This window comes from Nocardiopsis sp. NPDC006139 (assembly GCF_040614155.1).
GTDB classification, from domain to species: domain Bacteria; phylum Actinomycetota; class Actinomycetes; order Streptosporangiales; family Streptosporangiaceae; genus Nocardiopsis; species Nocardiopsis changdeensis.
Map to the genome: position 1 here is coordinate 306,449 of NZ_JBEXTT010000004.1, position 25,310 is coordinate 331,758.

The window sequence follows — 25,310 nt, forward strand, 5'->3', positions numbered from 1 at the left end:
CCCGGCGGGTTCCGGGCCCGGGGCGGGCGGGCCCTACGGGGTGGCGTCGCCGCCGGAGGAGACGGAGTTGTTGCCGCCCAGGTCGGTGACCTCGGGCTCGCCGGAGGCGTAGTGGACGGTGTTGTCCGCGCCGATGACGTGGATGGAGTCGGCGGAGCCGATGTGCACCGTCAGGTTGCTGCCCGCGACGGTGACGGTGGTGCAGGAGCCGTTGAGGACGACCACGGCGTCCTCGGAGGCGATGTTGACGGCGCGGCCCTCGCAGTCCTCGGTGAGGTCGCCCCCGGTGACGTTGAGGACCTCGTCGCCGCCGACGCCCACGCCGCCCTCGCCGTCGACGGAGACCTCGCCCTCGCCGTTGTCGACGCTGACCCCGCCCTCGCCGTCGACGGAGACCTCGCTCTCGCCGTCGCGGACGCTCACACCGTCGGGGTCGACGGAGACGTCCTGTCCGCCGGGGAGGGAGAAGGAACAGCCGGTGAGCCCGAAGGCCGCGGCCGTGGCGAGCACGGCGGCCAGGCGGGCCGGGGTGCGGAGGGCGGAAGCGGTCATGGCGGTGGGCCTTTCGAGCCGGGAACGGAGATGTCTCTCACCGGATGTGACGCTCCGGGCGCCGTCCGGGTTCCCGGTGCGGCGGCGGGGCCGCCGTCCCCGGCGGCCCCGCCGGTCCCCGGACCGCGCCCGGTTCCCCCGTTCGGGCACGGCGCGCGGGGGCCGGGATCAGGCCTCGGCGTCCTCCAGCTTGGCGATGCGGTTGTCGTACATCTTGATGAACTCGGCGCGGCCCTGGTGCGCGACCTCGTAGGCGCGCAGGTCGCGGACCTGCTCCACGGTGAGCTTGCGCAGGCGGGCGCGGACGGAGGGCAGGGTGAGCTCGTCGTAGGTGGGGACGGCCAGGTCCTCGACGGCGGGCGCGTTCTCGCGGCGGACCTTCTCCAGGACCTCGGAGTCGGCGACCTCGGTCTTGGCCTCGGCCACCGCGAGCTCCTCGGCGACGGACTCGCCGCCGTCGGGCAGGTCGGCGGTGGCGGGGACGGCCGGACCGGCCTCCTCCGCGGGCTTCTCCGCCACGGGCTCGGCGGCCTCGGCGGCCGGCTTCTCAACGGCAGGCTCGACCGGCGCGGCGGCCTCGGCCGGCTCGGCGGCGACGGGCTTCTCCTCGACGGGCTCCGCGGCGGCGGGCTCGGCCGCGGGAGCGGCCGGGGCCGCCTCCTCCGTCTCGCCGGCCTCCTGCGCCGCCTCGGCGGCCGGCGCCTTCTCCTCGGCCTCCGCCTTCTCCCCGGCCTTCACCGGAGCGGCGGCGGCCTCGGCGGGTTCCGCGGCGGCGGCCTCCTCGGCGCGGGGAGCGGCGGACTCGGGCGCGGCGGCCGTGTCCTTGCGCCCGAAAAGGCCCTTGAACAGGGTCGCGACTTTCGTGGCGAACGTCGGGTTCGACATGGGGCGGGGGCTCCTGATTGCTCTCGGCGGGGCGAATCGCACCCCGTGATCCGGCCGGACCGGGTGAGGGCGAACCGCCTATAACACAATGCGATGGTGAACCAGGATAGAGGAGGGGAGAACACCATGAGCAGGGGATAAGTGAACGATTTCGCCACTTCGAAGCGGAACCGGAGGCCTCCTGTTGCGATACCGTCACCATTGACGCCGGGACACGGCCCACCGCGGCCGCCCGGGTCCTCCGCCCTGTCCGGACGTGCGCTCCCCCACGCCCGCGCGGCGCACCCGCGTACCCCACCTAGGATGTATTGCATGACAGCGACGACCACCGCCACCAAGCAACGCCGCGTGCTGCTCGCCAACCCCCGGGGTTACTGCGCCGGTGTGGACCGCGCGGTCATCACCGTCGAGAAGGCCCTGGAGCAGTACGGCGCCCCGATCTACGTCCGCAAGCAGATCGTGCACAACACGCACGTGGTGCGGACCCTGGAGGAGCGCGGCGCGATCTTCGTCGAGGAGACCGACGAGGTGCCCGAGGGCGCGATCGTCGTGTTCTCCGCGCACGGCGTCTCCCCGGCCGTCCACGTCGAGGCCGCCGACCGCGGCCTCAAGACGATCGACGCCACCTGCCCGCTGGTCACCAAGGTCCACAAGGAGGCCAAGCGCTTCGCGGCCGAGGACCGGGACATCGTCCTCATCGGGCACATCGGCCACGAGGAGGTCGAGGGCACCAGCGGCGAGGCGCCCGACCACATCCAGATCGTGGAGAGCCCGGCCGAGGTCGACCGGCTCCAGGTGCGCAACCCCGACAACGTGTCCTGGCTCTCGCAGACCACCCTGTCGGTGGACGAGACCAACGAGACCGTCGACGCCCTGCGCCGCAAGTTCCCGAACCTGCTCGACCCGCCCAGCGACGACATCTGCTACGCCACCACCAACCGCCAGGTCGCCGTCAAGACGATGGCGCCCGAGTGCGAGCTGGTGATCGTGGTCGGCTCGGACAACTCCTCGAACTCGGTGCGGCTGGTGGAGGTCGCCCTGGCCGCCGGGGCCGACGCCTCCCACCTCATCGACAACGCCTCCCTCCTGAAGGAGGAGTGGCTGGAGGGCGTCACCACCGTGGGCGTCACCAGCGGCGCCTCGGTGCCCGACATCCTGGTCCGGGAGCTGCTGGACCGCCTGGCCGGGTACGGCTACGGCGACGTGTCCCTGGTGACCACCGCGGACGAGACCCTGACCTTCTCGCTGCCCAAGGAGCTGCGCCGCGACCTGCGCGCCGAGTAGCGGGACCCAACGGCGAAGGGGGCCCGGACCATGCGGTCCGGGCCCCCTTCCGTACGTCGTCGGGGGTCCCCCTCAGGAGTCCCCCGCCGGCTCCTCCGCGGCCCCTGCCCCGTCGCCCCCCTCGGCGTCCGTCTCCAGCCCGCCCGCGAAGTGCGCCAGCTCGTCCAGGTCGGCCGGGCCGGCCACCACCAGCGTGTACCCGTCCTCGCGCAGGACCAGGGCCGACCAGTCCTCGGACTCGTAGTGCTCCCACTCCCGGCCGCCGACCGCGACCGTGCCGGTCTCCTCCGCCCCCCTGGAGCGGTCCGCCACCACCGCGTCGGGGTCGCCGTCGCTCTGGGTGAACATCACGTGGCTGTCGGCGGCGGTGGCGAACCCCACACTCCACTCGACCGGTCCGGCGGTCTCCAGGGTCGAGCTGGTGGGCGTCCACCCCTGCTCGGCGAGGTCGTCCGCGGGCATCGTCACCGGGTAGTCGGCGCTCCCGCGCAGCACCTCGGCCTCGGGCCGGTAGTCCACGGACGGGATGTTCTCCCCCGATCGCGTGGAGACCACGAACGCCAGCGCCAGGACGATGGCGATGATGACGCCCAGGGAGATGGCGTAGTTCTTGAAGGTCGCGCTGGACCGGCTGTACTCACTCATGACGGTTCCAGCTTGCCGCAGGTCGCGGCCCGCTCCGACCCGGGGTGCGGTTACCGACCCGGCCCCGCGGGGCGGGTCGGGCGGGTCCGGCGCGCCGGGCGGGGCCTCACGGCCGGTCGTCCTCGCGGCGCAGCGGCTGGAGCTGGTCGAGCAGCCGGGTGATGTCGTCGGCCAGGCGCAGGGAGTCGGCGTCGTCGCGGTTGACCACCTCGGCGACGGCCAGCAGCATCGCGCCGCTCACCACGATCAGCAGCGCCTCGTCCACCGGCTCGTCGGCCTTGCGGTACAGGGCGACGTTGCGGTCGGTCCACTGGGTGAGCCGGGCCCGCAGTTGGTACTCGAAACCGGGCGGGCCGTCACCGCTGAAGAACAGGCGTGTGGTCTCCCTCTCCTCGATGCAGCCGAGCAGGTAGGCGCGGGCGGCGATGTTCATCAGCCGGGTGGGGTCGCTCTCGCCGCGGGCCCGCGCGTCCACCACCGCCTGGTGGGTGCGCTCCTGCTGCCGCTGCTGGAACTCCTCGTACAGGGCGAGGTAGAGGTCGGCCTTGCCGGTGAAGTGGTGGTAGAGGCTGCCCACGCTGGCACCGGCGACGGCCACGACCTCGCTGACCCCGGCCTTGGCGAAGCCCACCGTGCGGAAGACCTGGGCGGCGGCCTTGAGCAGCGCGGTACGCGTCGCCGCGCCGCGCGGGGAGACCCGGGTCGGCCGGTCCGTCTTTTCCACTGTCATGCCTCACTCCCGTCCGGATCACGCCAGCGTAGACCTTACGCTTCCGACCGGACACGGGAGCGTGCCCGCCGAGGCGGCCGATCATGCCGGGTGACTACCCTAAGACGTGAATCCCACCCTGTCCCCGACGGAAGGCACCTTCCCATGTCACAGGCCGGCGGTCCCACCGCGCCCGACCGCAACCTCGCCCTCGAACTGGTCCGTGTGACCGAGACCGCGGCGCTGGCGGCCGCCCGCTGGGTCGGCAAGGGCGACAAGAACGGAGCCGACGGCGCGGCCGTGCGCGGCATGCGGCACATGATCAGCACCGTGTCGATGAACGGCACCGTCGTGATCGGCGAGGGCGAGAAGGACAACGCCCCGATGCTGTACAACGGCGAGCGCGTCGGCGACGGCGGCGGACACGACTGGGACGTGGCGGTCGACCCGATCGACGGCACCACCCTGACCGCGATGGGCATGCCCAACGCGATCGCCGTCATCGCGCTGAGCCCGCGCGGTTCGATGTTCGACCCGTCCGCCGTGTTCTACATGGAGAAGCTGGCCACCGGCCCCGAGGCCGCCGACGTGGTGGACATCGCCGCGCCCGTGGCCGACAACATCCGCGCGGTGGCGCGGGCCAAGGGCAAGTCGCCGCAGGACGTGACGGTCGTCATCCTCAACCGCCCGCGCCACGAGCAGATCGTCAAGGAGGTCCGCGACGCGGGCGCCCGGATCAAGTTCATCAGCGACGGCGACGTGGCGGGCGCGATCATGGCGGCCCGCGCCGGCACCGGCGTCGACCTGCTGCTGGGCATCGGCGGCACCCCGGAGGGCATCATCACGGCCTGCGCGATGAAGTGCCTGGGGGGCGTCATCCAGGGCCGCCTGTGGCCCAAGGACGACGCCGAGCGGGCCAAGGCCGTCGACGCCGGGCACGACCTGGACCGGGTGCTGTACACCGACGACCTGGTCTCCTCCGACGACGTGTTCTTCGCGGCGACCGGGATCACCGACGGCGAACTGGTCGGCGGCGTGCGCTACGAGTCCTCGCGGGTCATCACCGACTCGCTGGTGATGCGCGGCCGCAGCGGCACCGTCCGCCAGGTGCTCAGCGAGCACCGGCTGAGCAAGCTGTCGGCCTACAGCGGCGTGGACCTGACCTCCGCCCCGCAGGCCTGACGGCCGCCCCCACCCCCGGCGGGTGGTCGGAGGACGGGCCCCGGAACCCCGTCGCACCGGCCACCCGTGTCACATGTCGCGCGGGAGTTCCCCCCTCCCTGTGAGAACCGCGGCGGGGGGAGGCGGCATCTGAAAGTTCGTTGGCAGCGCGGACACCGCGCCTGTGAGAAATCCGTCGGAGGTCCGATGTCCTACCCCGATCCCCCCCGGCAGCCCCAGTGGCAGCCGCCGAACCAGCCCGCGGGCCCCGTCCCCGGGCAGCCTCCGGCGCCCGGCGCCGTGCCCCCCGGCGTGCCCGGACAGCAGTACGCCGGCCCGGGCGGACCCGGCTTCCCCGGCGGTCCCGGTGGTCCCGGTGGTCCGGCCGGACCCGGCTTCCCCGGCGGACCGGTGCCGCCCGGGGCCCCGCGCAAGCGCAACCGCTGGCTCATCCCGGCCGCGGCCGGCACCGCCGTCGTGGTGATGGCCGGGACCGTGTGGGCCACGGTGTCCCTGGTCTCCTTCGGCGGCCCCCAGCCGGAGGAGGTGCTGCCCGGCAGCTCCATCGCCTTCGGCAAGGTCGACCTGGCGATCGACGGGTCGCAGGCGATCGAGCTGCTGGAGTTCGTCGACCGCCTCCCCGCCGAGGTCGTCGAGGAGACCGGGAGCCCCGACGGGGACATGACCGAGTTCTTCGCCGAGACGTTCGTGGACGCGTTCCCCGACAGCGCCCCGAGCCAGGACCGGGTCGAGGAGTGGATCGGCCAGCGCGCGGGCTTCTCGGTGTGGCCGGCCTCCGGCGAGGCCGAGCTGGAGGAGGGGGCGGGGGTCGCCCTCGCCATCGCCCTGGCCGTGGAGGACCCGCGCATGGCGGAGGAGGACTTCGCCGACATCGCCGCCGCCGAGGAGGACATCTTCTACTCGGTGGACGGCGACTACGTCGTCTTCACCCACTCCCAGGCCGCCCTGTCCGACCTGGAGGCGCAGGTACAGGAGCACGGGTCGCTGGCCGACGCCGACGTCTTCTCCGACGACATCGCGGGCGTCCCCGACGGCAGCCTGGCCCTGGCCTGGGCCGACCTGGGCGCGGCGATGGAGATCGAGTCGTTCGCCAACGAGTTCTCCGCCGACCTGGCCGCGGAGCCGGCCGACTTCTCCGGCCGGGCGACCGCTTCGGTGCGCGTGGACGGCGAGTACCTGGAGGCACGGATGGACGCCTTCGCGTTCGAGGTCAACGAGGCCGACCTGTCATGGCTGGCGGAGACCCCGGGCGAGAGCGTGGCGGCGCTGGGCTCGCTGCCGGACGACACGGTGATGGCCCTGGGCGCCAGCGGGCTGGACCAGGCGCTGATCGACGCCTACAACAACGACGAGATCCCGCTCTTCAGCAGCTCCGGCCAGCAGCAGGAGTTCGAGCGCGAGTTCAACGGCATGGGCGTCTCCATGCCGGAGGGCATCAGCGACCTGCTGGGCTCCTCGACCGCGTTCGGCGTCACCGGGATCAGCCTGGACGACTTCTTCGGCGGCTACGGCGGCGAGCAGTTCTCGTTCCAGTACCGGGCGGTGGGCGGTGACGAGGCCGTCATCGGCGACTTCGTCGAGGCCATGGTCGCCGACCCGTACTCCACTCCCCCGGGCGTCTCCTCCGACGGCGACGCCGTGGTGGTCTCCCAGGGCAGCAGCGGCACCGGCCGCCTGTCCGACGACCCCGTCTTCCAGCAGACCATGCAGGAGATGGACGAGGCGATCGTGGCCGGGTACTTCGACATGCGCCAGGTCCTGACCCCGGAGGACGTGCAGGCCCCCGAGGAGTGGGGCGCGCTCGGCCTGGCGCTGAGCGTCACCGACGAGGGGCAGCGCAGCAGCGTCGAACTGCGCTGGGCCCCCAGCGCGGGCTGACCGGGACCACGCACAGGGGGAGCGGCCGCGGGCCGCTCCCCCCTTCGCGCTCTCCCGGTCAGGTGACCACGCGGCGGTGCATCTGCGACCCGGCGAGGAACCACATGAGCACGATGAACGCCAGCAGCACCCCGACGTGCAGCAGCGCCGCCCCGGCGGACAGGCCGCCGAAGACCGAGCCGCGGATGAGCTCCACCGCGTGGTAGAGCGGGTTGGCCACCGCCAGCCCCTGGACCCAGTCCGGCAGCTCGGTGAGCGGGAAGAACGTGCCCGCCACCAGGAACAGCGGTGTGAACAGGCCGCTGAACACGTAGTCCATGGACCGCACCGAGTTGATCACCGCCGAGATCCAGATCCCGAACAGGGCGAAGGCGAACCCGGCGAAGAACGCGATGAACGGCACCAGCAGGCCGCCCCACCCGGGCCGCAGCCCGAACCCCATGGCGACCAGCAGCGGCACGCACCCGTAGACGCCCGAGCGCATCGCCAGCCACAGGGCCTCGCCGGTGACGAGCTCGCGCACGTCGACGGGGGCGGCGAGGATGCCCTCGTAGGTGTGCAGGAACCGGCGCTTGATGAAGGTGTTGATGACGGCGGGCATCATCGACTGGAACATCACCGACACCGCGACGATGCCGGTGCCCAGGAAGTCGATGTAGCTGAAGCCCGCCAGGGTCCCGATGAGCGCGCCCATGCCGAACCCGAAGCAGAGCAGGTACAGGGTGGGCTCGACGACGGCGGCGAAGGTGGTGGCCCGCCAGGACCGCCCGTAGAGGATCCACTCGCGGGCGACGACGCCCAGGACGGCGTCGGCCTCGAACCGGCCGGGCCGGGCGTGCTCGTCGGGGCGGGCGTCCTCCCGGTCGCGCAGCCGCCGGGCGTCGGCTTGGTCGGTGCTCATTCCACGTTCTCCCCGGTCAGGGTGACGAACACGTCCTCCAGGTTGCTCGCGCGGCGCAGCGGCACGGGGAGCAGGTCCCGGAGCGACTGCGGTAGCTCCTCGGCGCGCAGGACCGAAACGGTGGTACCGGTGCGCCGGGTGGTGAATCCGTGGTTTCTGATGCGTCCCTCCAGGGCGTCGATGCCCTCCCCGTCGGGGAGGTACTCCTCCACGGTGGTGCCCGCGTACTTGGCGACCAAGTCGGTGGGCGTACCGCGTTCGATGATGCGTCCGGCGGCCATCAGGGCCACCTCGTCGGAGAGCCGCTCGGCCTCCTCGATGTAGTGGGTGGACATGAGCACCGTGGCGCCCTCCTGGCGCAGCGCGTCGATGACGCCCCACAGGTCCTGGCGGACCTGGGGGTCCAGGCCCACGGTGGGCTCGTCCATGAGGACCAGCTCGGGTCGGTGCAGCAGGGCGCGGACGATGAGGAGCCGGCGCCGCATGCCCCCGGACAGGTCCTCCACCACGGTGTCGCCGCGGTCGGAGAGCTGGGCGATGCGCATGGCCCGGGCGATGGCCTCGCGCCGGCGGGCGCGGGGCACCCGGTACAGGAACGAGAACATCCGGAGGTTCTGCTCGACGGTGAGCTCCTCGTCGAGGTTGTCGTGCTGGGGCACGACGCCCATCCGGGCGCGGGCCCACTTGGACTCGGCGGGGATCTCGTGGCCGAGGATGCGGATCTCGCCCTCGTCGGCCATGGACTGGGCGGTGAGCATCTTCATGGTCGTCGACTTGCCGGCGCCGTTGGGGCCCAGCAGGCCGAGCACGACGCCCTGGGGAACCTCCAGGTCGAGGCCGTCGACCGCGGTGAAGGATCCGAAACGCTTGACGACTCCGCGCAGGTGCAGGGCGGGGACGTCCGCGGCGGCCGACGCCGCCGCGCGGTCCGGGGTGTGGAGACCGGGTTCGGAAGAGGTCATGGGGCCCACGGTAGGTCGTGGGTGTGACGGAAATCCACGGATTTTACGCGCCGCCGGGGGCACGGTGCCCGAAAAGGGAGGCCCTGCCCGCGGGCGGTGCGGCGGCGCCCCGGGACACCGGTCCGCACCCCTTCACGGAGAATTCCGGCAGCGCCGGAACACCGTTCCACCTCCCCCTTCCCGGCCACGGCGGGCCGGTCGGCGGGCGGTCGAGCGGTCGGCCGAAAAGGGATCCGACCATTGCCCGGAACACCCGGAGAAAAACGGACGTCCGCTTTTCCCGGGAAAATCCCCGCCTTTCACGGAGACATACGGACCGCGGCCTTTCCCGCCGTCCGGACGGCCCGGAGGTCCGGGGCCCCGGCCCGCCCGGCGGGTGTCCCGCCTCACCCGGAAAATCCGTTGCCCCGCCCCGGACCGCGGCCTACCATCGACGGCGACCTTGCAACGACGGACACCGAGGGACCCTCCCCGGTGAAGGGGAGAGTGTCTTGATGACCCGGAACGCGCCGAGCGCGCCTCACCAGAACCGGAACGCCCGCTCCGACCGGAGCCGCTGACCCGACCACCGAGTAGCGCTCGGCCTGCTCCCGCTGACCCGTTCCACCTCCAGCGAGGAGTTCCTCCGGTGTCCACCACCGAACCGAGCCCCACCCTGCGCACCGCCACCTTCACCTGCGTGCGCTGCGGCCTCACCGTCTCCGCCCTCGATCCCGACGGGCGCGGGCGCGACCACTGCCCCAGCTGTCTGAGCTCCCGGCACACCGTCGACCGCGTCGACGGCGGGGCCTCCGACTGCGGCGGGCGGATGGTGCCCATCTCCATCGCCGTGCCGCGCAGCGGCGCCTGGGTCCTCATCCACCGGTGCACCCGGTGCGACGAGCTGGCCGAGGCGGCCGTCGCCGCCGACGACAACCACCTCGTGCTCATGCGCATCGCGGTCCGGCCGCTGGCCGACCCGCCCTTCCCGCTCGACCTGTTCGGGGAGGTGTGACGTGGCACGACGCAACCGGGACCGCCGCGAACGGCGGCCCCAGCGGCCCAAGACCGTCCTGCACGCCCACGGCGAGGCGGGCCGGGCCGGGTCGTTCCGCTGCGCGGGCTGCCGGCTGGAGGTGCCCGCGACCGCTCCGGGCACCTCCCACCGCAACCACTGCCCGCACTGCCTGACCAGCCTGCACGTGGACCTGCGGGTCCCGGGCGACCGGGCCGCGGACTGCCGCGGCCCGATGTCCGCGGTGAGCATGGCCAGCCGCGCCGACGGCGAATGGATGCTGGTCCACCGCTGCGCCCGCTGCGGTGAGCTGAGCGTCAACCGGATCGCGGGCGACGACAACGCCCGCGCCCTGGTGCGGCTGGCGGTCCGCCCGCTGGCCGGGGCGCCGTCGGGGTTCGCTTCCGTGGCCCGCGACGCCCTGGTCCGGCTGTGAGCGCGGGTCCCGGACCCGGTCAGCCCCGCAGGGGCTCGAACGGGTCCGGGACCGCGCCGGTCCACCGGTGCAGTCGGGCGACGCCCGTCTCCAGGGTGGTCCCGCCCTCCTCCCGGCGGCCGCGTTCGACCACGTAGAAGCGGCCGTCGCCGAGGGAGGCCAGTCCGTACGGCCCCCCGCTCACCGGCCAGCCGGACACCCCGGAGGGCTCGTGGACCTCGCCTTCCCGGCTCAGGTGCAGCAGCCACCCCCGCTCGTCCCGGGCCTGGCCCCGGATCGGGCCGTGCACGGGGCGGCGGGACCCGTCGACGACGTACAGCGAATGGTTGGGGAAGTCCGGCTTCACCCCGTTGTAGACCGCCATGTACCAGTCGCCGGTGGCCGCGTCGTACTCCAGGTTCTGCACCCCGTAGGTGGTGTTGCCGGTGTACACGAAGTACTTGCCCTCGGGGCGGCGGGGGCCGCTGGTGTGCGGGTCGTCCTGGTCCAGGGGGCGGTCCAGGCCGCGCCAGCGGGACACGTCGTACTGGAGCAGCACCTGGTGGTCGTTGTCCCCGCGGTCGGCGTTGGAGTACACGCCGTAGGCGACGGTCAGCATCGTCCGCCCGCCGGGGCGGCCGAACTCGGGGCCGAAGGAGACGCCGTCGATGCCGCTGCACCCGTACCGGTGGTCGGCGGTGTCGGCGACGTTGCCGTCGAAGACGCCGTCGCCGTCCATGTCGGCGGTGTAGTCGGCGACGACCTCCGACAGGTGGACGGTGGTGAGCACGCCGTCGTCCTCCGCGTCCATGCCCACCCGGGTGATGCGCTCGGGGTCGAAGACGGCGATGTAGAACGCCTCCGCCGCCTTGTACTCCAGGGAGCCGTAGACCCGGCCGTCGCGTTCGTCGACGTCGAGGTCGCCCAGGTGCCCGGTGAGCCCGGTGACGGTGCCGACGACCGTGCCGGACAGGTCGGTCTTGACGAGGGTGTCGGTGAAGGAGAAGTACATGTGCCCGCGTTCGGGGTCCAGGCCGATGCCCTGGACATGCCCGGAGTCCCAGGCTCCGCCGTCCACCGAAGCCGGGAGGTCCGCGGCGGCGGCCGCGGCGGCGGTGGCGGTGTCGGCCGGGGGTCCCGCGGGAGCGGGTTCGGCGGCGGCCGGGGCGGTGGCGGCCAGTGCCGCCAGTGCCGCTCCCAGGGCCACCGCCCGGTGGGTCGGGGTCTTCCACGTTCCGGTCGCGCGCATGGGGGGTCTCCGTCCTCCGCGTCCGTACTCGCAGCAACGGACCGGATGCTAGGAGTGCCCGGTGAACCGGGCGCGGGCGGCCGGGCGTCGGTGTGGGGAACAGCGCGCGAACCCGTACCGGCGCCGGGGACCCCGGTCGTCTAGGGTTGGCGGTGTGAGCGAGCGGATCCCCCCTGAACGGCTGCGGGCCTCCCACAGCGACCGCGAACGGGTGCTGAAGGTACTGCGCGAGGCCGCCGCGGACGGGCGCCTGGACCTCGACGAGTTCCAAGAGCGCTCGGACAGGGCCCAGGAGGCCAGGACCCTGGGCGAGCTGCCGCCGCTCACCGCCGACCTGCTGCCCGCGCAGGAGCAGCCCATCCGCCTGGACCACCAGCCCGCCTTCGGGGTGTTCGGCACGGCCGTCCGCAGGGGGCGGTGGGTCGCCTACCCCGGCGACCTGGCCCTGGCCGTGGCGGGCCGGGTCGAGGTGGACATGCGCGAGGCGCTGCTGCTGCGCGGCCACCACCGGATGACCGTCACCGCGGTGCTGGGCCGGGTGGAGATCCTGGTGCCCGACGGGGTGGAGGTGCGCGTCAACGGCCGCTCCGTGCTGGGGCTGCGGAGCACCACGGCGCGGAGGTCGGACCTGTCCGATCCCCCGGTCCTGGAGATCAACGGGTTCTGCCTGCTGGGCACCGTCCGGATCAGGGCGCCCCGGCGGCCCTTCCTCACCCGGTTGCGGCGGCGCGAACGGCGTCCCGGCATCGGGTCCTGACCTGCCCCGATGTCAACATGATGCGCGTAACACCGCCTTGGCGGGGTGAGGTGGCGGTGTGCCCCCGTGCGTCTGGCAGGCTGGGATTCACAGGTTTTCCCAGGAGAGTGTGGTAGCCAATGAGTGAGTTCCGCATCGAGCACGACTCGATGGGTGAGGTCAAGGTCCCGGCCGACGCCAAGTGGCGTGCCCAGACCCAGCGCGCCGTCGAGAACTTCCCGATCTCGGGGCAGGGGCTGGAGGGCGCCCACATCGCCGCCCTGGGCCAGATCAAGGCCGCCGCCGCCAAGGTCAACGCCGAGCTGGGCGTCATCGGCGACGACCTGGGCAAGGCGATCCGCGAGGCCGCCCTCGAGGTCGCCGACGGCAAGTGGGACTCCGAGTTCCCGATCGACGTGTTCCAGACCGGTTCGGGCACGTCGAGCAACATGAACACCAACGAGGTCATCGCCACCATCGCCAAGGAGCGGACCGGCCTCGACGTCCACCCCAACGACCACGTCAACGCGTCGCAGTCCTCCAACGACGTCTTCCCCTCCTCCATCCACATCGCCGCCACCTCCGCGGTGATCAACGACCTGATCCCGGCGCTGCGCCACCTGGAGGGCGAGCTGACCCGCAAGTCCGTCGAGTTCGCCTCGGTGGTCAAGAGCGGTCGCACGCACCTGATGGACGCCACCCCGGTCACCCTGGGCCAGGAGTTCGCCGGGTACGCCGCCCAGGTCCGCTACGGCGTCGAGCGCCTGGAGGCCTCCCTGCCCCGGGTGGCCGAGCTGCCGCTGGGCGGCACCGCCGTGGGCACCGGCATCAACACGCCGGAGGGCTTCTCCGCCCGGGTGATCGCCGAGATCGCCGCGCACACCGGCCTGCCGCTGACCGAGGCCCGCGACCACTTCGAGGCCCAGGGGGCCCGCGACGGCCTGGTGGAGCTGTCCGGCCAGCTGCGGACCATCGCGGTCGGCTTCGCCAAGATCGCCAACGACGTCCGCTGGATGGGCTCGGGCCCGACCACCGGCCTGGGCGAGCTGTTCCTGCCCGACCTCCAGCCGGGCTCCTCGATCATGCCGGGCAAGGTCAACCCGGTGCTGTGCGAGGCCGTGCTCCAGGTGTCCTCGCAGGTCGTCGGCAACGACGCCGCGGTGGCCTTCGGCGGCGCCAGCGGCAACTTCGAGCTCAACGTGCAGCTGCCGCTGATCGCCCGCAACGTGCTGGAGTCGATCCGCCTGCTCGCCAACGTCTCGCGGGTGTTCGCCGACCGCTGCGTCGCCGGGATCGCCGCCAACGAGGAGCAGTGCCGCACCTACGCGGAGTCCTCCCCGTCGATCGTCACGCCGCTCAACCGCTACATCGGCTACGAGGAGGCCGCCAAGGTCGCCAAGCAGTCGCTGAAGGAGAAGAAGACCATCCGCCAGGTGGTCCTGGAGCGCGGCTACATCGCGGACGGCAAGCTCACCGAGGAGCAGCTCGACGCCGCCCTCGACGTCCTGAAGATGACCAACTCGCAGTAGCGCCGCCGGGGTCCCGGGGCCGGGGGTCCCCGCCCTCCGGGACGCCGGACACGACGGCACCGGTCACCCGAGGTGACCGCGGGGCACCCCGCCGGGCGGGGTGCCCCGTCATGTGTCCGCGCCCTCCCCGGGGAGGGCGCGGGAAGGTGACACTTCCGTTCCGATGCCCACTGTTCAGGAACCTTCCCCATTCGGGAGGCGTCGGACATTCTTGACAGAGCACCCGTGAGCACGAGCCCGCGTCCGAGAGGGCAGTACATGTCGAGTAACAGCGACAGTGAGCGCATCGTCGCGAACCGTTACATCCTGCGCCGAGAACTCGGCCGGGGTGGCATGGGAGTGGTCTGGGAGGCGTTCGACCCCTCCCTGGACCGGACGGTCGCGATCAAACAGGTGCTCCTGCCCGATCACTTCACCGACGAGGAGCGCGCCGACGCCCACGCCCGGGTGCGCCGGGAGGCCCGGTCGGCGGCCCGGATCTCGCACCCCTCCGTGATCACCATCCACGACGTGTTCGACTTCGAGGGCGACCCGTGGGTCGTGATGGAGCTCGTCGAGGGCGGCTCCCTCCAGGACATGCTCGAACAGCGCGGCGCCCTGGACGTGGAGACCACCGCGACCATCGCCGAGGCCCTGCTCAAGGCGGTCCAGGCGGCCGACGCCGCCGGGGTCCTGCACCGGGACATCAAGCCCGGCAACATCATGATGTCCGCCGACGGCCGGGTCATCCTCACCGACTTCGGCATCGCCACGATGGAGGGCGGGCCGAGCATCACCCGCACCGGGGCGCTGATCGGGTCCCCCGAGTACATGCCGCCCGAGCGGTTGGAGGGCGGCCCCGCCGAGCACCGGGGCGACCTGTGGAGCATCGGCGTGACGCTGTTCGCCACGGTGGAGGGGCTCTCGCCCTTCCGCCGCGACTCCATCACCGCGGCCATCGCCGCGGTGCTGGGCTCCCCGCTGCCCCCCATGCGCAGGGCGGGCCGGCTCACCCCGGTGATCGCCGGCCTGCTGGAGCGCGACCCCGACCGGCGGCTGACCGTGGACGGTGCGCTGGCCCTGCTCGACGAACGCGGCGGGGCGGACGCCGCCGCGGCGTACGCCGGCGGCCACTTCCCGGGTCCCGGCCCGGCCTCCGACAGCGGTCCGGTGGCGGCGGCGAGCGGCGGGTACCCGAGCGGTCCCGTCCCCGGCCCGGGGAGCGGGTACCCCAGCGGTCCGATCCCCGGCGGCCCGGTCGGCGGCCACCCCAGCGGCCCCGTCACGGGACCGACCGGCGGCCACCCGGCCGGCCCCGGCCCGGGGGCGACCAGCGGCCCCCTGAGCGGACCGCACCCGGGCATGGGCGGCCCGAGCGGCCCGCACACCCCGCCGCGCCCGTTCCCGCCCCACGGCCCGACGACCCCGGGCACCCCCTTCGGCCCCTCGCGGCCGCAGCCGTCCTTCGCCTCGCACAGCGGCGGCCACGGCCCGGGCCACGGCGGCCCCACCGGCGGGCAGGGCACCCTGGCGCCGCCCCGGCCCCCGGCGCGGTCCTCCGGCGGTGTGAACAAGCTGCTCATCGGCCTGGGCTGCGGCGTCCTCGCGCTGGTGCTCATCGCGGTGGTCGCGGTGGGCGGCATGCTGTTGTCGAACGGCGGCGGGGAGGACCCCGCCCCGCAGGCCGACCCGTCGGAGAGCGCGCTCCCCGGCGAGCAGAGCGCCCCCGTGGAGCCCACCCCCTCGAACGTGCCCGACGACGCCGGGGACGACCAGGACGGCCCGCCGTCCTACGAGGAGATGGAGACCTTCGAGTCCCAGTGGTTCGACGTGGACTACCCCGAGACCTGGTCGGTGGACGACAGCAGGATCGACGAGAGCCTCGTCGTGTTCGTCGCCCCCGGGTCCGACCACCAGGTGTGGGTCGCCGGGTGGACCGAGGAGGAGTTCACCGGGACCAGCGCCGAGTACCTGGAGGAGACCAAGGGCGGCACCGACGTCGAGGGCGATGTGACCACCGACTACCTCCAGCTCAACCTGCACGAGTTCGGGGAGGACGAGTACGAGGACGGCTGGGACGTCGCGCTGGTCCGGTCCAACCTCACCAATGACACGTGGCCGAGCCCGGCCCGCCGCTTCTGGGCCTACGCGGTCAGCATGGACCACCAGGGCGAGCGGGTGTTCTACATGGTCACGGTCAACGTGCCGCGCGGCGACTCGGGCTACTACGAGGAGCTGCCCGGCGAGGTGATGGACTCGTTCGAGCCGCACCTGTGACCGGTGCCGGACACCGCGACGGCCCCCGGCGATCGCCGGGGGCCGTCGTGCGCGTCGGGATCAGTACCAGCCGACGGACTGGGAGTGGGCCCAGGCACCGCAGGGGGTGCCGTAGCGGCCCTTGATGTAGTCGATGCCCCAGGCGATCTGGGTGGCGGGGTTGGTCTGCCAGTCCGAGCCGTGGGACGCCATCTTGCTGCCGGGAAGCGCCTGCGGGATGCCGTAGGCGCCCGAGCTGGGGTTCTCGGCCAGGTGGTTCCAGTTGCTCTCCTTCTGCCAGAGCGGCTGGAGGCAGTCGGTGAACTCGCTCTCGGGCCAGCCCTCGGCGAGGACCATGTCCAGGGCCAGGCCCTGGGCGTCGCCCGTGAAGACGGGGGTCTCGGGCTCCTCGGGCTCCTCCTCGATGTCCTGGGCCTCGGAGGCGGTGGTCTGGGTCCGGGCCCCGACGGCGGCGTCGCGCTCGGCGCGGGCCTCGTCGCGGGCGGCCTGGAGTTCTTCCTCGGTCGGCTGCTCGGAGGACGAGAAGAAGTCGTCCTCGACGGCCTCCTCGGCAGGGGCCTCCTCGTCCGGGAGGGCGGCGCTGGCCGCCACCTCCGGGTCGACGCCCTCGTCCGCGAACGCGGAGACGGCGAACGTCGCGCCCGCGACGAGGGTGGCCGCACCGATGGCCGCCGTACTGCGCAGCGACATGCGGTTGAGTAACACGGTTACCTTTCCCAAGAGGGGGTCATGGGGCGGGAAAGCCCTATTAATACCAGTTGTTCGCCTGGGAGTGGGCCCACGCACCGCACGGGGTGCCGTAGCGGCCCTTGATGTAGTCGATGCCCCAGGCGATCTGGGTGGCGGGGTTGGTCCGCCAGTCCGAGCCGTGGGACGCCATCTTGTCGCCGGGGAGCGACTGGGGGATCCCGTAGGCGCCCGAGCTCGGGTTCTCGGCCAGGTGGTTCCAGCCGCTCTCCTTCTGCCACAGCGGTTCGAGGCAGTCGGTGAACTCGCTCTCGGACCAGCCCTCGGCGAGGACCATCTCCAGGGCGATCTCCTTGGCCGACCCGGCGGGGACCGGGGTGCCGGAGCCGCCGGAGGATCCGCTGTCCCGCGGCTCGGGGTCGGGCTCGGGTTCGGGCTCCTCGAGGATGTCGGAGGCCTGCGCGTCGCCGCTGAGGACCGCGTCGCGCCCGGCCTGCTCGGCGGACTCGCGGGCCTGTTCGAGGTCCTCCTGCCGGCGCTGCGGGTCTGCGGCGGCCGGGGTCTGGAAGAAGTCGTCGTCCTCCTGGGCGGTCGGGACCGGGGAGGGCTCCGGCGGCAGGGCCGCCGAGGCCGCGTCACGGGGGTCGGGGGTCCCGGAGTCGGCGAAGGCCGCGACACCGAAGGTGCCCGCGGCGACCAGGACCGCGGCGCCTGCGGCGCCCGCGTAACGCAACTGAATCCGTGGGAGTGGCAAGATCGCCCTTTCGCGTAGACGGCCGCACGCGCCTACGGGACGCCCGGCCGGGCCGGGGCCGCGCGCGTGCGGTGGATCTCCGCCGTCGGCCTCGGGGCCGGGAGAGAAGGGGGACGGGCGCGATCGCGCTCCGCCCGCACGGCGGGTCCGCACGGTGGGGGTGCTCTGTGCAGCGGATTCAGCCTGCACCATCATTACGACCACGTAACACCGTAGATACTGTGGCTTGACTCACATCACGTAACGTGTCCGCGTTGTCGGACCCTGACCTGCGCTGGGACACGGAGAGTCAAGGGGTGACCAAGGGGACTCCAAGGAGTGGGCGTTCCCACTCCGGCCGCCGCCCCCGGATCCGGGTCCGGACTGAGTACGCGTACGGATGTGCCCGGCCCGGTCCCGGGGACAGGATGGCCAACATGGACGTCAACGCATCCCCGCCGCCCGCAGCAGGGCCGTCCCTGCGCTGCCCGGACTGCCGCTCCCCGCTGGCGGCCGGGTCCGCGGCCTGCGCCCGGTGCGGACTGCTGCTCACCGGCCCGCTCGCCCAGCGCCTGTGGGAGGTCGACACCGAGATCGGCCGGGCCGACGAGCACCTGAGACGCCTGCGCAGCGAACGCTCGGGGCTGCTGCACGCGCTGCGCGCGGCCTCCCGCCGGGCGGCCGCCGTCCCCCCGGCGGCCGGTCCCGTACCGCCCGCGGCCCATCCGGCGGCCGTCCCCGCCGCCGCACCGCACGCCGCCGTGCCGCCCCGGCCGGACGGCGAGATGCGCCGCCGCTCCGCCCAGAACGTCATCCTCGGCCTGGGCGGCCTGCTCGTCGGCATCTCGGCCCTGGTGTTCGCGATCTGGACGTGGAGCGACATGGGCACCGGCACCCGGGCCCTGGTGCTCGGGGCGACCACGCTCGCGTTCGCCCTGGTCGCCGTGCCGCTGTACCGCCGGGGCCTCCAGGCCACCGCCGAGACCTTCGGCGTGCTGGCCGCCGCGCTGCTGGGCATCGACGCGCTGGCGCTGTGGCTGCTCATGCCCGAACGCCTGCCCGAGGGCCCCGGCTACTCGGCCGGGGCGCTGGCCGGCATCGCCGCGCTGACGGCCCTCTACCCGCTGCTGGTGCCGCTGCGCGCGCCCCGGATCATCGCGGCACTGGCCGCCCAGCCGGTGCCGCTGCTGCTGCTCTTCGCCCTGCCGCTGGACGACCCCTTCCCCTGGATCCTGCCGGTCCTGGCCGCCACCGGGCTCGCCGACCTGGTCCTGGCCCGCGTGACCGCGCCCCTCGGCGAACACGCGCCGCGCAGGACGCTGACCGTGCTGTCGGTGGTCCTCGCCGTGCTCACCGCCGCCGTCTCCGCGCTGCTGGTCTTCGCCGTCACGGAAGCGGACCCGCCTGGCTGGTGGGGCCCGGCCCTGGCCCTGCTGCTGTCCGGGTCGACCTGGCTGGTCCTGGCGCGCGACCGCGCCAACGGCCGGATCGCCGCCCTCCCCGCCGTCGCCGCCCTGGTCCTGGTCCCGCTCGCCGCCGGTCCGGCGGTCCTGCCGGTGCTGCCCCGTCCGCCGGCCGGCGAACCGTGGAGCCTGCGCTCGGCGGACGTCCCGGCGACCACGGTGCTGGGCGTGGACGGCCCCGGCACCGCCTGGCCGGAGAGCCTGCCCTACCTGGCGGCGATCGCGGTCGGCGCGGCGCTGGCCGCCGGTGTGACGGCGCTGCTGCGCCGCGACCTGCTGCCGACGGTGGCGTTCCTGGCGGCCCCGCCGGTGCTGCTGGCCCCGCCGCTGCTACTGGGCCTGCCGCACCCGGTCGCGGTCGCCTGGGCGCTGTGCCTGGGCGGGCTCCTGGTCCTGGGCACCGCGGCGATCCCCGCCCGCCCGTACGCCTGGGCGTCCGCCGCGGCCGGGGTGGCGACCCTGGTCACCGCCCTGCTGTGGTCCGCAGGGCTGTTCTGGACCTTCATGGCCGCGCTGCCGTGCGTGGGCCTGGTCGCCCTGGCCGCGCTGCTGCTCCTGCGCCACCGGTTCCCCGGCTTCGGGGCCCCGGCCGCCCCCGTTCCGCCCGGGACGGCGGTCCCCGTGCCGCCGGGCCGGGCCCTGTACGGCGCCGCCCTGGCCCTGTGGGCGGTGGGCCTGCCTGCCTGGGCCTCGGCGTGGGCCGCGCTGGGCGCCGGTGTGATGCCCGCGCAGGGCAGCTGGTGGACCGCCGCCGCGATCCTGCTCAGCGGGGTGACCGCGCTGCTGCTGGGCCGCACCTCCCCGCGCCCGGCCGTGCCGGGCGCCCCCGACGCCCGCACCGCCTTCACGGTGTTCGGGCTGCTGCTCCTGCCACTGGCCCTGGTGCTGGCGCCCCCGGGCGGCGCCCTGTGGAGCGGGGGCACCTCCCTGGAGGTCTGGAGCGCGCCGCCCGAGGTGATGCTCGAACCCGCGACCGAGGTGCTGGGGACCGCCGTCGCCGTCGGCCCGGGCACCGCGGCCGGGCTGCTGGTCGCCGGGGCGCTGGCCGTGGCCCTGGTCGGGGCCGTCGACCGCCGGTGGCTGCTGCCCGCCGCGGCGCTGGCGGCCCCGCCCGCGCTGGTCCCGCTGCCGGTGATGCTGGGCGCGCCGTTCGCCGTCGCCGTCCTGTGGGCCGCCGCGGTGGGCGCCCTGCTCGCCCTGGGCGCGGCCCTGGTCCGCGACCGCCTGGCGTGGGCGCCGGCGGTCACCGGCCCGCTGACCCTGGCGGCGGCGCTGTACTGGTCGCTGCCCGAACAGCACACGACGCTGCTCGTGGTCCTGCTGTCGGCGGGCGCCGCCCTGGGCTGCGCGCTGCTCTCCCGCCGGGCCGCCGCGCCCCGGCACCCGGCGGAGGCCCGGGCCCTGCCGCCCGTGCCGACCGCCGGGCCGGTGGCCGGCACCGCGGGGGCCGCCCCGGGCATCAGGATCGGCACGGCCTTCGGGGCGGCCCTGGGCACCGGGTTCCCGGCCGCGGCGGCGTGGGCGTTGTGCCTGGCGGGCGCCGCGGGTGCGGAGACCGGGGTTGCGGCCTGGTGGCTGCTCGCGGCGGTCCCCATCCTGCTCGGGGCGACGGCGCTGGTGCTGGGCGAGGGCACGGACGCGCTCCCGCTCACCGCGGTCGGCCTGCTGCTGGGCGGCGCCGCCCCGCTGGTGGCCGGGACGACGGCGGCCACCGCCCTGGTCCCGGTCTCCTGGAACCACGGGGTGGCGGCGGCCGGAGCGGGCGCCCTGCTCGACCCCGCGTACGTGTTCCTGGGCCTGGGCGACCGGCCCGACCCGCTGGTGGCCCTGGGGGTCGTGGCGGCCGGCGCGGCCGCGGTCGGCGCCGCCTCCCTGGCCGCCCGCCGGTGGACCGGGCACACGGCCGCGCTGGCCGTCCCGCCCGCGCTGGTACCGGTGGCGGTGCTCGTCGGCGCGCCCTTCGCGGTGGCGCTGGCGGTGTCGGTCGCGGTCGGCGCGGGGCTGGCCCTGTGGTCGGCGCTGTCCCGGGACCGGTCCTTCTCCTGGCTGCCGGGGCTCACCGGCCTGCTGGTCCTGGCCCAGGCGCTGGGCTGGGCGCTGGCCGAACGGTACGCGACCATCGCCGTCCTGCTGGCCGTCGCGGCGCTGGGCTCGGCGGTGGCCGCGCTGGCCCGCACCGTCCCGCCCGCGGTGGCGGCGACGGCGGCGGCCACCGCGGCCACCGGCGGGTTCGCCTTCACGCTCGCCCTGGCCCTGGGCGCCCCGGCGGAGTACGCGGCGCTGGCACCCATCGCCCTGGTGGCGGGGGTGGCCGCCGCCGCGCCGCGGATGCGCTCTCCGCTGGTGGAGGCCGCCGAGGTCCCGGCCGCGCTGTGGGCGGCGGTGTCCGTGGCGGTCGCCGCGGTCCACGGCGCGCACGGCGGGATCACCGCCCTGGCGCTGGCGGTCGTCGGCGTGATCGCCCTGGCCACGGCGGTCCGGCCGGAGCGCCGGTGGGCCGCGGCGGTCGGCGCGCTGCTCATGCTCGCCGCCCTGTGGACCGCACTGGCCGCGTGGGACGTGACCGTCCCCGAGGCCTACACCGTGCTCCCTGCCCTGGCCGCCCTGGTCGTCGGCTGGGAGTGGACCCGCAAGGCGGAGCGGACCCCGTCGAGCTGGGCGTCCCTGTCCGGCGGCCTGTGCCTGCTGCTCCTGCCCGGCCTGGGCATGGTGCTGGCCGGCGAGGACACGCTGTGGCGGGTGCCCGCGCTGCTGGCCGCCGCACTGGCCGTGGTCCTGTGGGGCCTGCGCCGACGCAGCCAGGCGGCGCTGGTCATCGGCGGCCTGACCCTGCTGGGCACGGCGCTGCGGGCGTTCGGCCCGCCGCTGTGGGACCTGACCCGGCTGCTGCCCAACTGGGTGCCGTTCGCGGTGATCGGCGCGCTGCTGCTGCTGATCGGCGCCCGCTACGAGGCGAGCCTGGAGCGGGTGCGCAGGCTCGGGCACTTCATCGGGGGCATGCGCTGACCGGCGGGCCGCTCCGACCGGGCCCCGGCTGACGCGGGCGGCCCGCTCCCGGCCGGGAGCGGGCCGCCGCCGTGCCCTGCGTCAGTTCTCCAGCATCTCCGTGACCAGGGCGGCGATCGGGGACCGCTCCGACCGGGTCAGCGTGATGTGCGCGAACAGCGGGTGCCCCTTGAGCTTCTCGATCACCGCGACGACACCGTCGTGGCGGCCGACCCGCAGGTTGTCGCGCTGGGCGATGTCGTGGGTGAGGACCACCCGCGAGTTCTCCCCCAGCCGCGACAGCACGGTGAGCAGGACCCCCCGCTCCAGCGACTGCGCCTCGTCCACGATGACGAACGCGTCGTGCAGCGACCGGCCGCGGATGTGGGTGAGCGGCAGGACCTCCAGCATCCCCCGGTCCACGACCTCCTCGATGACGTCCTCGCTGGTGACCGCGGACAGGGTGTCGTGCACCGCCTGCCCCCACGGGGTCATCTTGTCGTTCTCCGTGCCCGGCAGGTAGCCCAGCTCCTGGCCGCCGACCGCGTACAGCGGGCGGAACACCATCACCTTGCGGTGCTGGCGGCGTTCCAGGACCGCCTCCAGGCCGGCGCACAGCGCCAGCGCCGACTTGCCCGTGCCGGCCCGGCCGCCCAGGGAGACGATGCCCACCTCGGGGTCGGTGAGCAGGTCCAGGGCGACGCGCTGCTCGGCGCTGCGGCCGTGCAGGCCGAACACGTCGCGGTCGCCGCGCACCAGGCGCACCGACTTGTCCGGGCGGACCCGCCCCAGCGCCTTGCCGCGTTCGGAGACCAGCACCAGGCCGGTGTGGCAGGGGAGCTCGCGGGCCGCCTCGATGTCGGTGGCGCCGTGCTCGAACAGCTCCGACACCTGGTGGGCGGCCACGTCCAGCTCGGCCATGCCCGTCCACCCGTGCTCGATCGCCAGCTCGGCCCGGTACTCGTCGGCCGCCAGGCCGATCGAGGAGGCCTTGATGCGCATCGGCAGGTCCTTGCTCACCAGCACGACCTCGCCGCCCTCCTCCTGGAGGTTGCGGGCGACGGTCAGGATCCGGGTGTCGTTGTCGCCCAGCCGGAAACCGGCCGGGAGGATCTCCGGATCGCTGTGGTTGAGCTCGACGCGCACGCTGCCGCCGTCGTCGTTCACGGGGACCGGGACGTCCAGGCGACCGTTGGCGACCCGCAGGTCGTCCAGGAAGCGCAGCGCGTTGCGGGCGAAGTACCCGAGCTCCGGGTGGTGCCGCTTGCTCTCCAGCTCGGTGATCACCACCACGGGGATGACCACCTCGTGCTCGGCGAACCGGGTCAGGGCCAGCGGGTCGGCGAGCAGGACGCTGGTGTCGAGCACGTAGACGCGCCGTTCCGCGCCCGTCTCCGCAGAGGGGGCGATGGGGGACTGGGTGTCACGGCGATCGGTCGAGGAACTAGCCACTCGTTCTCCCCTTGGGCGCCGCGGGGGCGCCCCGCTGTCACGGGATCATGGAGGACCGGGACCAGGCCCCACAGGGCCGGGTCCGGCCCTCCTCGTTGACGTTCCGCGGTGGCGGAGGGGATCAATGAGCCGGGGCCTCCCGAACGGGTGGACGAACGCCACCCGCTTCTTCCGAAGCTACGCGTCCGCGAACCCGTTTTCCAGTCCGTTTCCGCCCCGCGGGGTGAACACCGTGTTAAGGGGCGATGCCGTGACGGGAGCCGGGGGTCAGGAACCGTAGCGCCGGTTGCGCGCGCCGTAGGAGCGCAGAGCGCGCAGGAAGTCCACCCTGCGGAAAGCCGGCCAGAAGACCTCGCAGAAGTAGAACTCCGAGTGCACGCTCTGCCACAGCATGAACCCGGACAGGCGCTGCTCCCCGGAGGTACGGATGAGCAGGTCCGGATCGGGCTGGCCGCGCGTGTAGAGATGCCGGGCGATGTCGGCGATGTCCAGGCGCTCGGCGAGCTCCTGGATACCGGTGCCCTTGGCCGCCTCCTCGTGGAGGAGCGACCGAACCGCGTCGGCGATCTCACGTCTACCTCCATACCCGACGGCGACGTTGACAACCAGGCCCGGGTTGCCGGATGTGGCCTCCTCCGCCTCCTTCAGGGCGCGGGCGGTCGACGCGGGGAGCACGTCCAGGGCCCCGACCGGCCGGGTGTTCCACCCCTCCTCGCGCAGCCGGGCGATGGTCTCCTCGATGATCTGCACGAGAGCGCCGAGCTCGGCCTCGTCGCGCGAGAGGTTGTCGGTGGACAGCATCCAGAGGGTGACGACCTGGACGCCGATCTCGTCGCACCACCGGAGCAGCTCGAAGATCTTGTCCGCTCCGGCCCGGTGGCCCTCCGCCGCCTCCGCCAGACCGCTGTTCTTCGCCCACCGGCGATTGCCGTCCATGGCGACACCGACATGGCGGGGAATCTGCCGGCCCTGCAATTGGCGTTCCAGGCGCCGCTCGTAGAGCCAGTACAAGGGGTCGCGAAGCCCCATGGGCGAAAACCTCTCAGAGCTGGATCAGGGACAGCACCCTCCTGTGCCAGGAGGTGCCGACGGGGATACCGTCCAGGGTAGTTCGCCGCGAGAGGTCACGTTACGGCCAGGGACTTGCGCACGTGCTTGCGCCCCTGGTGGATGCGGGACTTCACGGTGCCCAGGGCGAGGTTCAGCTCCGAGGCGATCTCGTTGTAGTCCATCTGGCACAGGTCGCGCAGGACCAGGGGGGCCACCAGGTTCGGACGGTCCTTCTCCAGCTGGTCGAGGGCCTCCAGCAGGTCGATCCGGGAACCGGCGATCACGCTGGTGGTGCGCGGGTCGCGCTGGTGGGGCATGCGCTCGGCCTCGGTCGGGAACTCGGCGGCGCGGCGCTTCATGGAGCGGTAGGTCTGGCGGGCGGAGTTGGACACGACGGTGTACAGCCACGTCGTGAACAGGGAGTCGCCCTTGAAGCTGTCGATCTTGCGGGCCACCCGGAGCAGGGCGTCCTGGCAGGCCTCCTCGGCGTCCTGCCGGTAGGGCAGGAAGCGCGCGCACCGGCGCAGCACCTCGGGCTGGATCCGCCGGAGCAGTTCGTCCAGGGCGACGGCGTCGCCGTCCCTGGACCTGCGGGCGAGCTCCTCCAGCTCCTCGTCGACGTTGCTCGCCACCCGTCGACGGGGCGCCGGGGTCACCTCGTGCTCGTTGTTGTCACTACTGCGCATGGCTGGTCTCTCCCTGACTGACGGCAGACGTCCGGCCGTCCGCTGTTCGGCGCTGTGCGTCCACGATTCGAGGGTCA

At 73.7% G+C, this 25,310-nt stretch carries 21 protein-coding genes; 9 read left to right on the forward strand and 12 right to left on the reverse strand.

Annotated features, from left to right (window positions below):
- Positions 1-33 precede the first annotated feature (33 nt).
- Both ABZ249_RS07475 and ABZ249_RS07480 read right to left on the reverse strand, forming a co-directional pair.
- Positions 34-552 carry a DUF3060 domain-containing protein gene (locus ABZ249_RS07475; RefSeq protein ID WP_220563217.1) on the reverse strand — a complete coding sequence of 173 codons (519 nt, stop codon included), beginning with the start codon at positions 550-552 and terminating at the stop codon, positions 34-36.
- A 168-nt stretch (positions 553-720) separates the two neighbouring features.
- Entirely contained in the window at positions 721-1,437 is a 717-nt protein-coding gene (locus ABZ249_RS07480; protein ID WP_355258579.1) for a hypothetical protein, read from the reverse strand.
- Between the two features lie 312 nt (positions 1,438-1,749).
- Here ABZ249_RS07480 and ABZ249_RS07485 point away from each other — a divergent pair, with 312 nt between their 5' ends.
- Complete coding sequence (locus ABZ249_RS07485; RefSeq protein WP_355258582.1) at positions 1,750-2,721, forward strand: 4-hydroxy-3-methylbut-2-enyl diphosphate reductase; 972 nt, start codon at positions 1,750-1,752, stop codon at positions 2,719-2,721.
- Between the two features lie 72 nt (positions 2,722-2,793).
- On the opposite strand, the gene ABZ249_RS07490 is transcribed toward ABZ249_RS07485, so the two are convergent.
- Complete coding sequence (locus tag ABZ249_RS07490) at positions 2,794-3,366, reverse strand: DUF4245 domain-containing protein (RefSeq protein WP_220563220.1); 573 nt, start codon at positions 3,364-3,366, stop codon at positions 2,794-2,796.
- Between the two features lie 106 nt (positions 3,367-3,472).
- Complete coding sequence (locus ABZ249_RS07495) at positions 3,473-4,090, reverse strand: TetR/AcrR family transcriptional regulator (RefSeq protein ID WP_355258773.1); 618 nt, start codon at positions 4,088-4,090, stop codon at positions 3,473-3,475.
- Positions 4,091-4,240: 150 nt separating this feature from the next.
- Here ABZ249_RS07495 and glpX point away from each other — a divergent pair, with 150 nt between their 5' ends.
- Positions 4,241-5,257, forward strand: a complete 1,017-nt coding sequence (gene glpX / locus ABZ249_RS07500; RefSeq protein ID WP_220563221.1) for a class II fructose-bisphosphatase — start codon at positions 4,241-4,243, stop codon at positions 5,255-5,257.
- A 186-nt stretch (positions 5,258-5,443) separates the two neighbouring features.
- Positions 5,444-7,135 (forward strand): hypothetical protein, encoded by a 1,692-nt coding sequence (locus ABZ249_RS07505; protein ID WP_355258586.1) that lies wholly within the window; start codon positions 5,444-5,446, stop codon positions 7,133-7,135.
- 58 nt (positions 7,136-7,193) lie between these two features.
- Here ABZ249_RS07505 and ABZ249_RS07510 read toward each other — a convergent pair whose 3' ends face one another.
- Complete coding sequence (locus ABZ249_RS07510; RefSeq protein WP_355258589.1) at positions 7,194-8,036, reverse strand: ABC transporter permease; 843 nt, start codon at positions 8,034-8,036, stop codon at positions 7,194-7,196.
- Positions 8,033-8,998 carry an ABC transporter ATP-binding protein gene (locus ABZ249_RS07515; protein WP_355258592.1) on the reverse strand — a complete coding sequence of 322 codons (966 nt, stop codon included), beginning with the start codon at positions 8,996-8,998 and terminating at the stop codon, positions 8,033-8,035. The genes ABZ249_RS07510 and ABZ249_RS07515 overlap by 4 nt, the downstream gene beginning before the upstream one ends.
- Positions 8,999-9,626: 628 nt before the next feature.
- On the opposite strand from ABZ249_RS07515, the gene ABZ249_RS07520 reads away from it, so the two are divergent.
- Together ABZ249_RS07520 and ABZ249_RS07525 are read left to right on the forward strand one after the other, a co-directional pair.
- Positions 9,627-9,992, forward strand: a complete 366-nt coding sequence (locus ABZ249_RS07520; RefSeq protein WP_220563225.1) for an RNHCP domain-containing protein — start codon at positions 9,627-9,629, stop codon at positions 9,990-9,992.
- Position 9,993: 1 nt separating this feature from the next.
- A complete protein-coding gene (locus tag ABZ249_RS07525; RefSeq protein ID WP_220563226.1) occupies positions 9,994-10,428 on the forward strand; it encodes an RNHCP domain-containing protein in 435 nt (144 codons plus the stop codon).
- Between the two features lie 19 nt (positions 10,429-10,447).
- On the opposite strand, the gene ABZ249_RS07530 is transcribed toward ABZ249_RS07525, so the two are convergent.
- Entirely contained in the window at positions 10,448-11,656 is a 1,209-nt protein-coding gene (locus tag ABZ249_RS07530) for a hypothetical protein (RefSeq protein ID WP_355258596.1), read from the reverse strand.
- A 166-nt stretch (positions 11,657-11,822) separates the two neighbouring features.
- Between ABZ249_RS07530 and ABZ249_RS07535 the strand changes: the two genes are divergently transcribed.
- The 3 genes from ABZ249_RS07535 (at position 11,823) to ABZ249_RS07545 (ending at position 16,177) form a co-directional block, all read left to right on the forward strand.
- Complete coding sequence (locus ABZ249_RS07535; protein WP_220565345.1) at positions 11,823-12,413, forward strand: DUF1707 domain-containing protein; 591 nt, start codon at positions 11,823-11,825, stop codon at positions 12,411-12,413.
- A gap of 119 nt (positions 12,414-12,532) precedes the next feature.
- Positions 12,533-13,921, forward strand: coding sequence for a class II fumarate hydratase (locus ABZ249_RS07540; protein WP_220563228.1), 1,389 nt, complete (start codon positions 12,533-12,535; stop codon positions 13,919-13,921).
- 258 nt (positions 13,922-14,179) lie between these two features.
- Positions 14,180-16,177: a serine/threonine-protein kinase gene (locus tag ABZ249_RS07545; protein ID WP_355258599.1), complete on the forward strand. Its 1,998-nt coding sequence runs from the start codon at positions 14,180-14,182 to the stop codon at positions 16,175-16,177.
- Between the two features lie 60 nt (positions 16,178-16,237).
- Here ABZ249_RS07545 and ABZ249_RS07550 read toward each other — a convergent pair whose 3' ends face one another.
- Positions 16,238-16,867, reverse strand: a complete 630-nt coding sequence (locus ABZ249_RS07550) for a lytic transglycosylase domain-containing protein (protein ID WP_355258776.1) — start codon at positions 16,865-16,867, stop codon at positions 16,238-16,240.
- Between the two features lie 58 nt (positions 16,868-16,925).
- Positions 16,926-17,618 (reverse strand): lytic transglycosylase domain-containing protein, encoded by a 693-nt coding sequence (locus tag ABZ249_RS07555; protein WP_355258602.1) that lies wholly within the window; start codon positions 17,616-17,618, stop codon positions 16,926-16,928.
- A gap of 416 nt (positions 17,619-18,034) precedes the next feature.
- Between ABZ249_RS07555 and ABZ249_RS07560 the strand changes: the two genes are divergently transcribed.
- Positions 18,035-22,066: a hypothetical protein gene (locus ABZ249_RS07560; protein WP_355258605.1), complete on the forward strand. Its 4,032-nt coding sequence runs from the start codon at positions 18,035-18,037 to the stop codon at positions 22,064-22,066.
- Positions 22,067-22,147: 81 nt separating this feature from the next.
- On the opposite strand, the gene ABZ249_RS07565 is transcribed toward ABZ249_RS07560, so the two are convergent.
- The 3 genes from ABZ249_RS07565 to ABZ249_RS07575 all read right to left on the reverse strand — a co-directional run bounded on the left by ABZ249_RS07565 (position 22,148) and on the right by ABZ249_RS07575 (position 25,233).
- The gene (locus ABZ249_RS07565; RefSeq protein ID WP_355258608.1) at positions 22,148-23,497 is read right to left on the reverse strand and encodes a PhoH family protein; all 1,350 of its coding nucleotides are present in this window, start codon (positions 23,495-23,497) and stop codon (positions 22,148-22,150) included.
- 267 nt (positions 23,498-23,764) lie between these two features.
- Positions 23,765-24,526 (reverse strand): isoprenyl transferase, encoded by a 762-nt coding sequence (locus ABZ249_RS07570; protein WP_355258611.1) that lies wholly within the window; start codon positions 24,524-24,526, stop codon positions 23,765-23,767.
- 95 nt (positions 24,527-24,621) lie between these two features.
- Entirely contained in the window at positions 24,622-25,233 is a 612-nt protein-coding gene (locus ABZ249_RS07575) for a sigma-70 family RNA polymerase sigma factor (protein WP_355258614.1), read from the reverse strand.
- Between the last annotated feature and the right edge of the window lie 77 nt (positions 25,234-25,310).

Coding starts and splice junctions, on each gene's coding strand:
- ABZ249_RS07575 (WP_355258614.1), bottom strand. CDS start 25,233: ATGCGCAGTAGTGACAACAACGAGCACGAGGTGACCCCGGCGCCCCGT.
- ABZ249_RS07515 (WP_355258592.1), bottom strand. CDS start 8,998: ATGACCTCTTCCGAACCCGGTCTCCACACCCCGGACCGCGCGGCGGCG.
- ABZ249_RS07545 (WP_355258599.1), top strand. CDS start 14,180: ATGTCGAGTAACAGCGACAGTGAGCGCATCGTCGCGAACCGTTACATC.
- ABZ249_RS07505 (WP_355258586.1), top strand. CDS start 5,444: ATGTCCTACCCCGATCCCCCCCGGCAGCCCCAGTGGCAGCCGCCGAAC.
- ABZ249_RS07475 (WP_220563217.1), bottom strand. CDS start 552: ATGACCGCTTCCGCCCTCCGCACCCCGGCCCGCCTGGCCGCCGTGCTC.
- ABZ249_RS07540 (WP_220563228.1), top strand. CDS start 12,533: ATGAGTGAGTTCCGCATCGAGCACGACTCGATGGGTGAGGTCAAGGTC.
- ABZ249_RS07530 (WP_355258596.1), bottom strand. CDS start 11,656: ATGCGCGCGACCGGAACGTGGAAGACCCCGACCCACCGGGCGGTGGCC.
- ABZ249_RS07490 (WP_220563220.1), bottom strand. CDS start 3,366: ATGAGTGAGTACAGCCGGTCCAGCGCGACCTTCAAGAACTACGCCATC.
- glpX (WP_220563221.1), top strand. CDS start 4,241: ATGTCACAGGCCGGCGGTCCCACCGCGCCCGACCGCAACCTCGCCCTC.
- ABZ249_RS07480 (WP_355258579.1), bottom strand. CDS start 1,437: ATGTCGAACCCGACGTTCGCCACGAAAGTCGCGACCCTGTTCAAGGGC.
- ABZ249_RS07550 (WP_355258776.1), bottom strand. CDS start 16,867: ATGTCGCTGCGCAGTACGGCGGCCATCGGTGCGGCCACCCTCGTCGCG.
- ABZ249_RS07485 (WP_355258582.1), top strand. CDS start 1,750: ATGACAGCGACGACCACCGCCACCAAGCAACGCCGCGTGCTGCTCGCC.
- ABZ249_RS07570 (WP_355258611.1), bottom strand. CDS start 24,526: ATGGGGCTTCGCGACCCCTTGTACTGGCTCTACGAGCGGCGCCTGGAA.
- ABZ249_RS07560 (WP_355258605.1), top strand. CDS start 18,035: ATGGACGTCAACGCATCCCCGCCGCCCGCAGCAGGGCCGTCCCTGCGC.
- ABZ249_RS07510 (WP_355258589.1), bottom strand. CDS start 8,036: ATGAGCACCGACCAAGCCGACGCCCGGCGGCTGCGCGACCGGGAGGAC.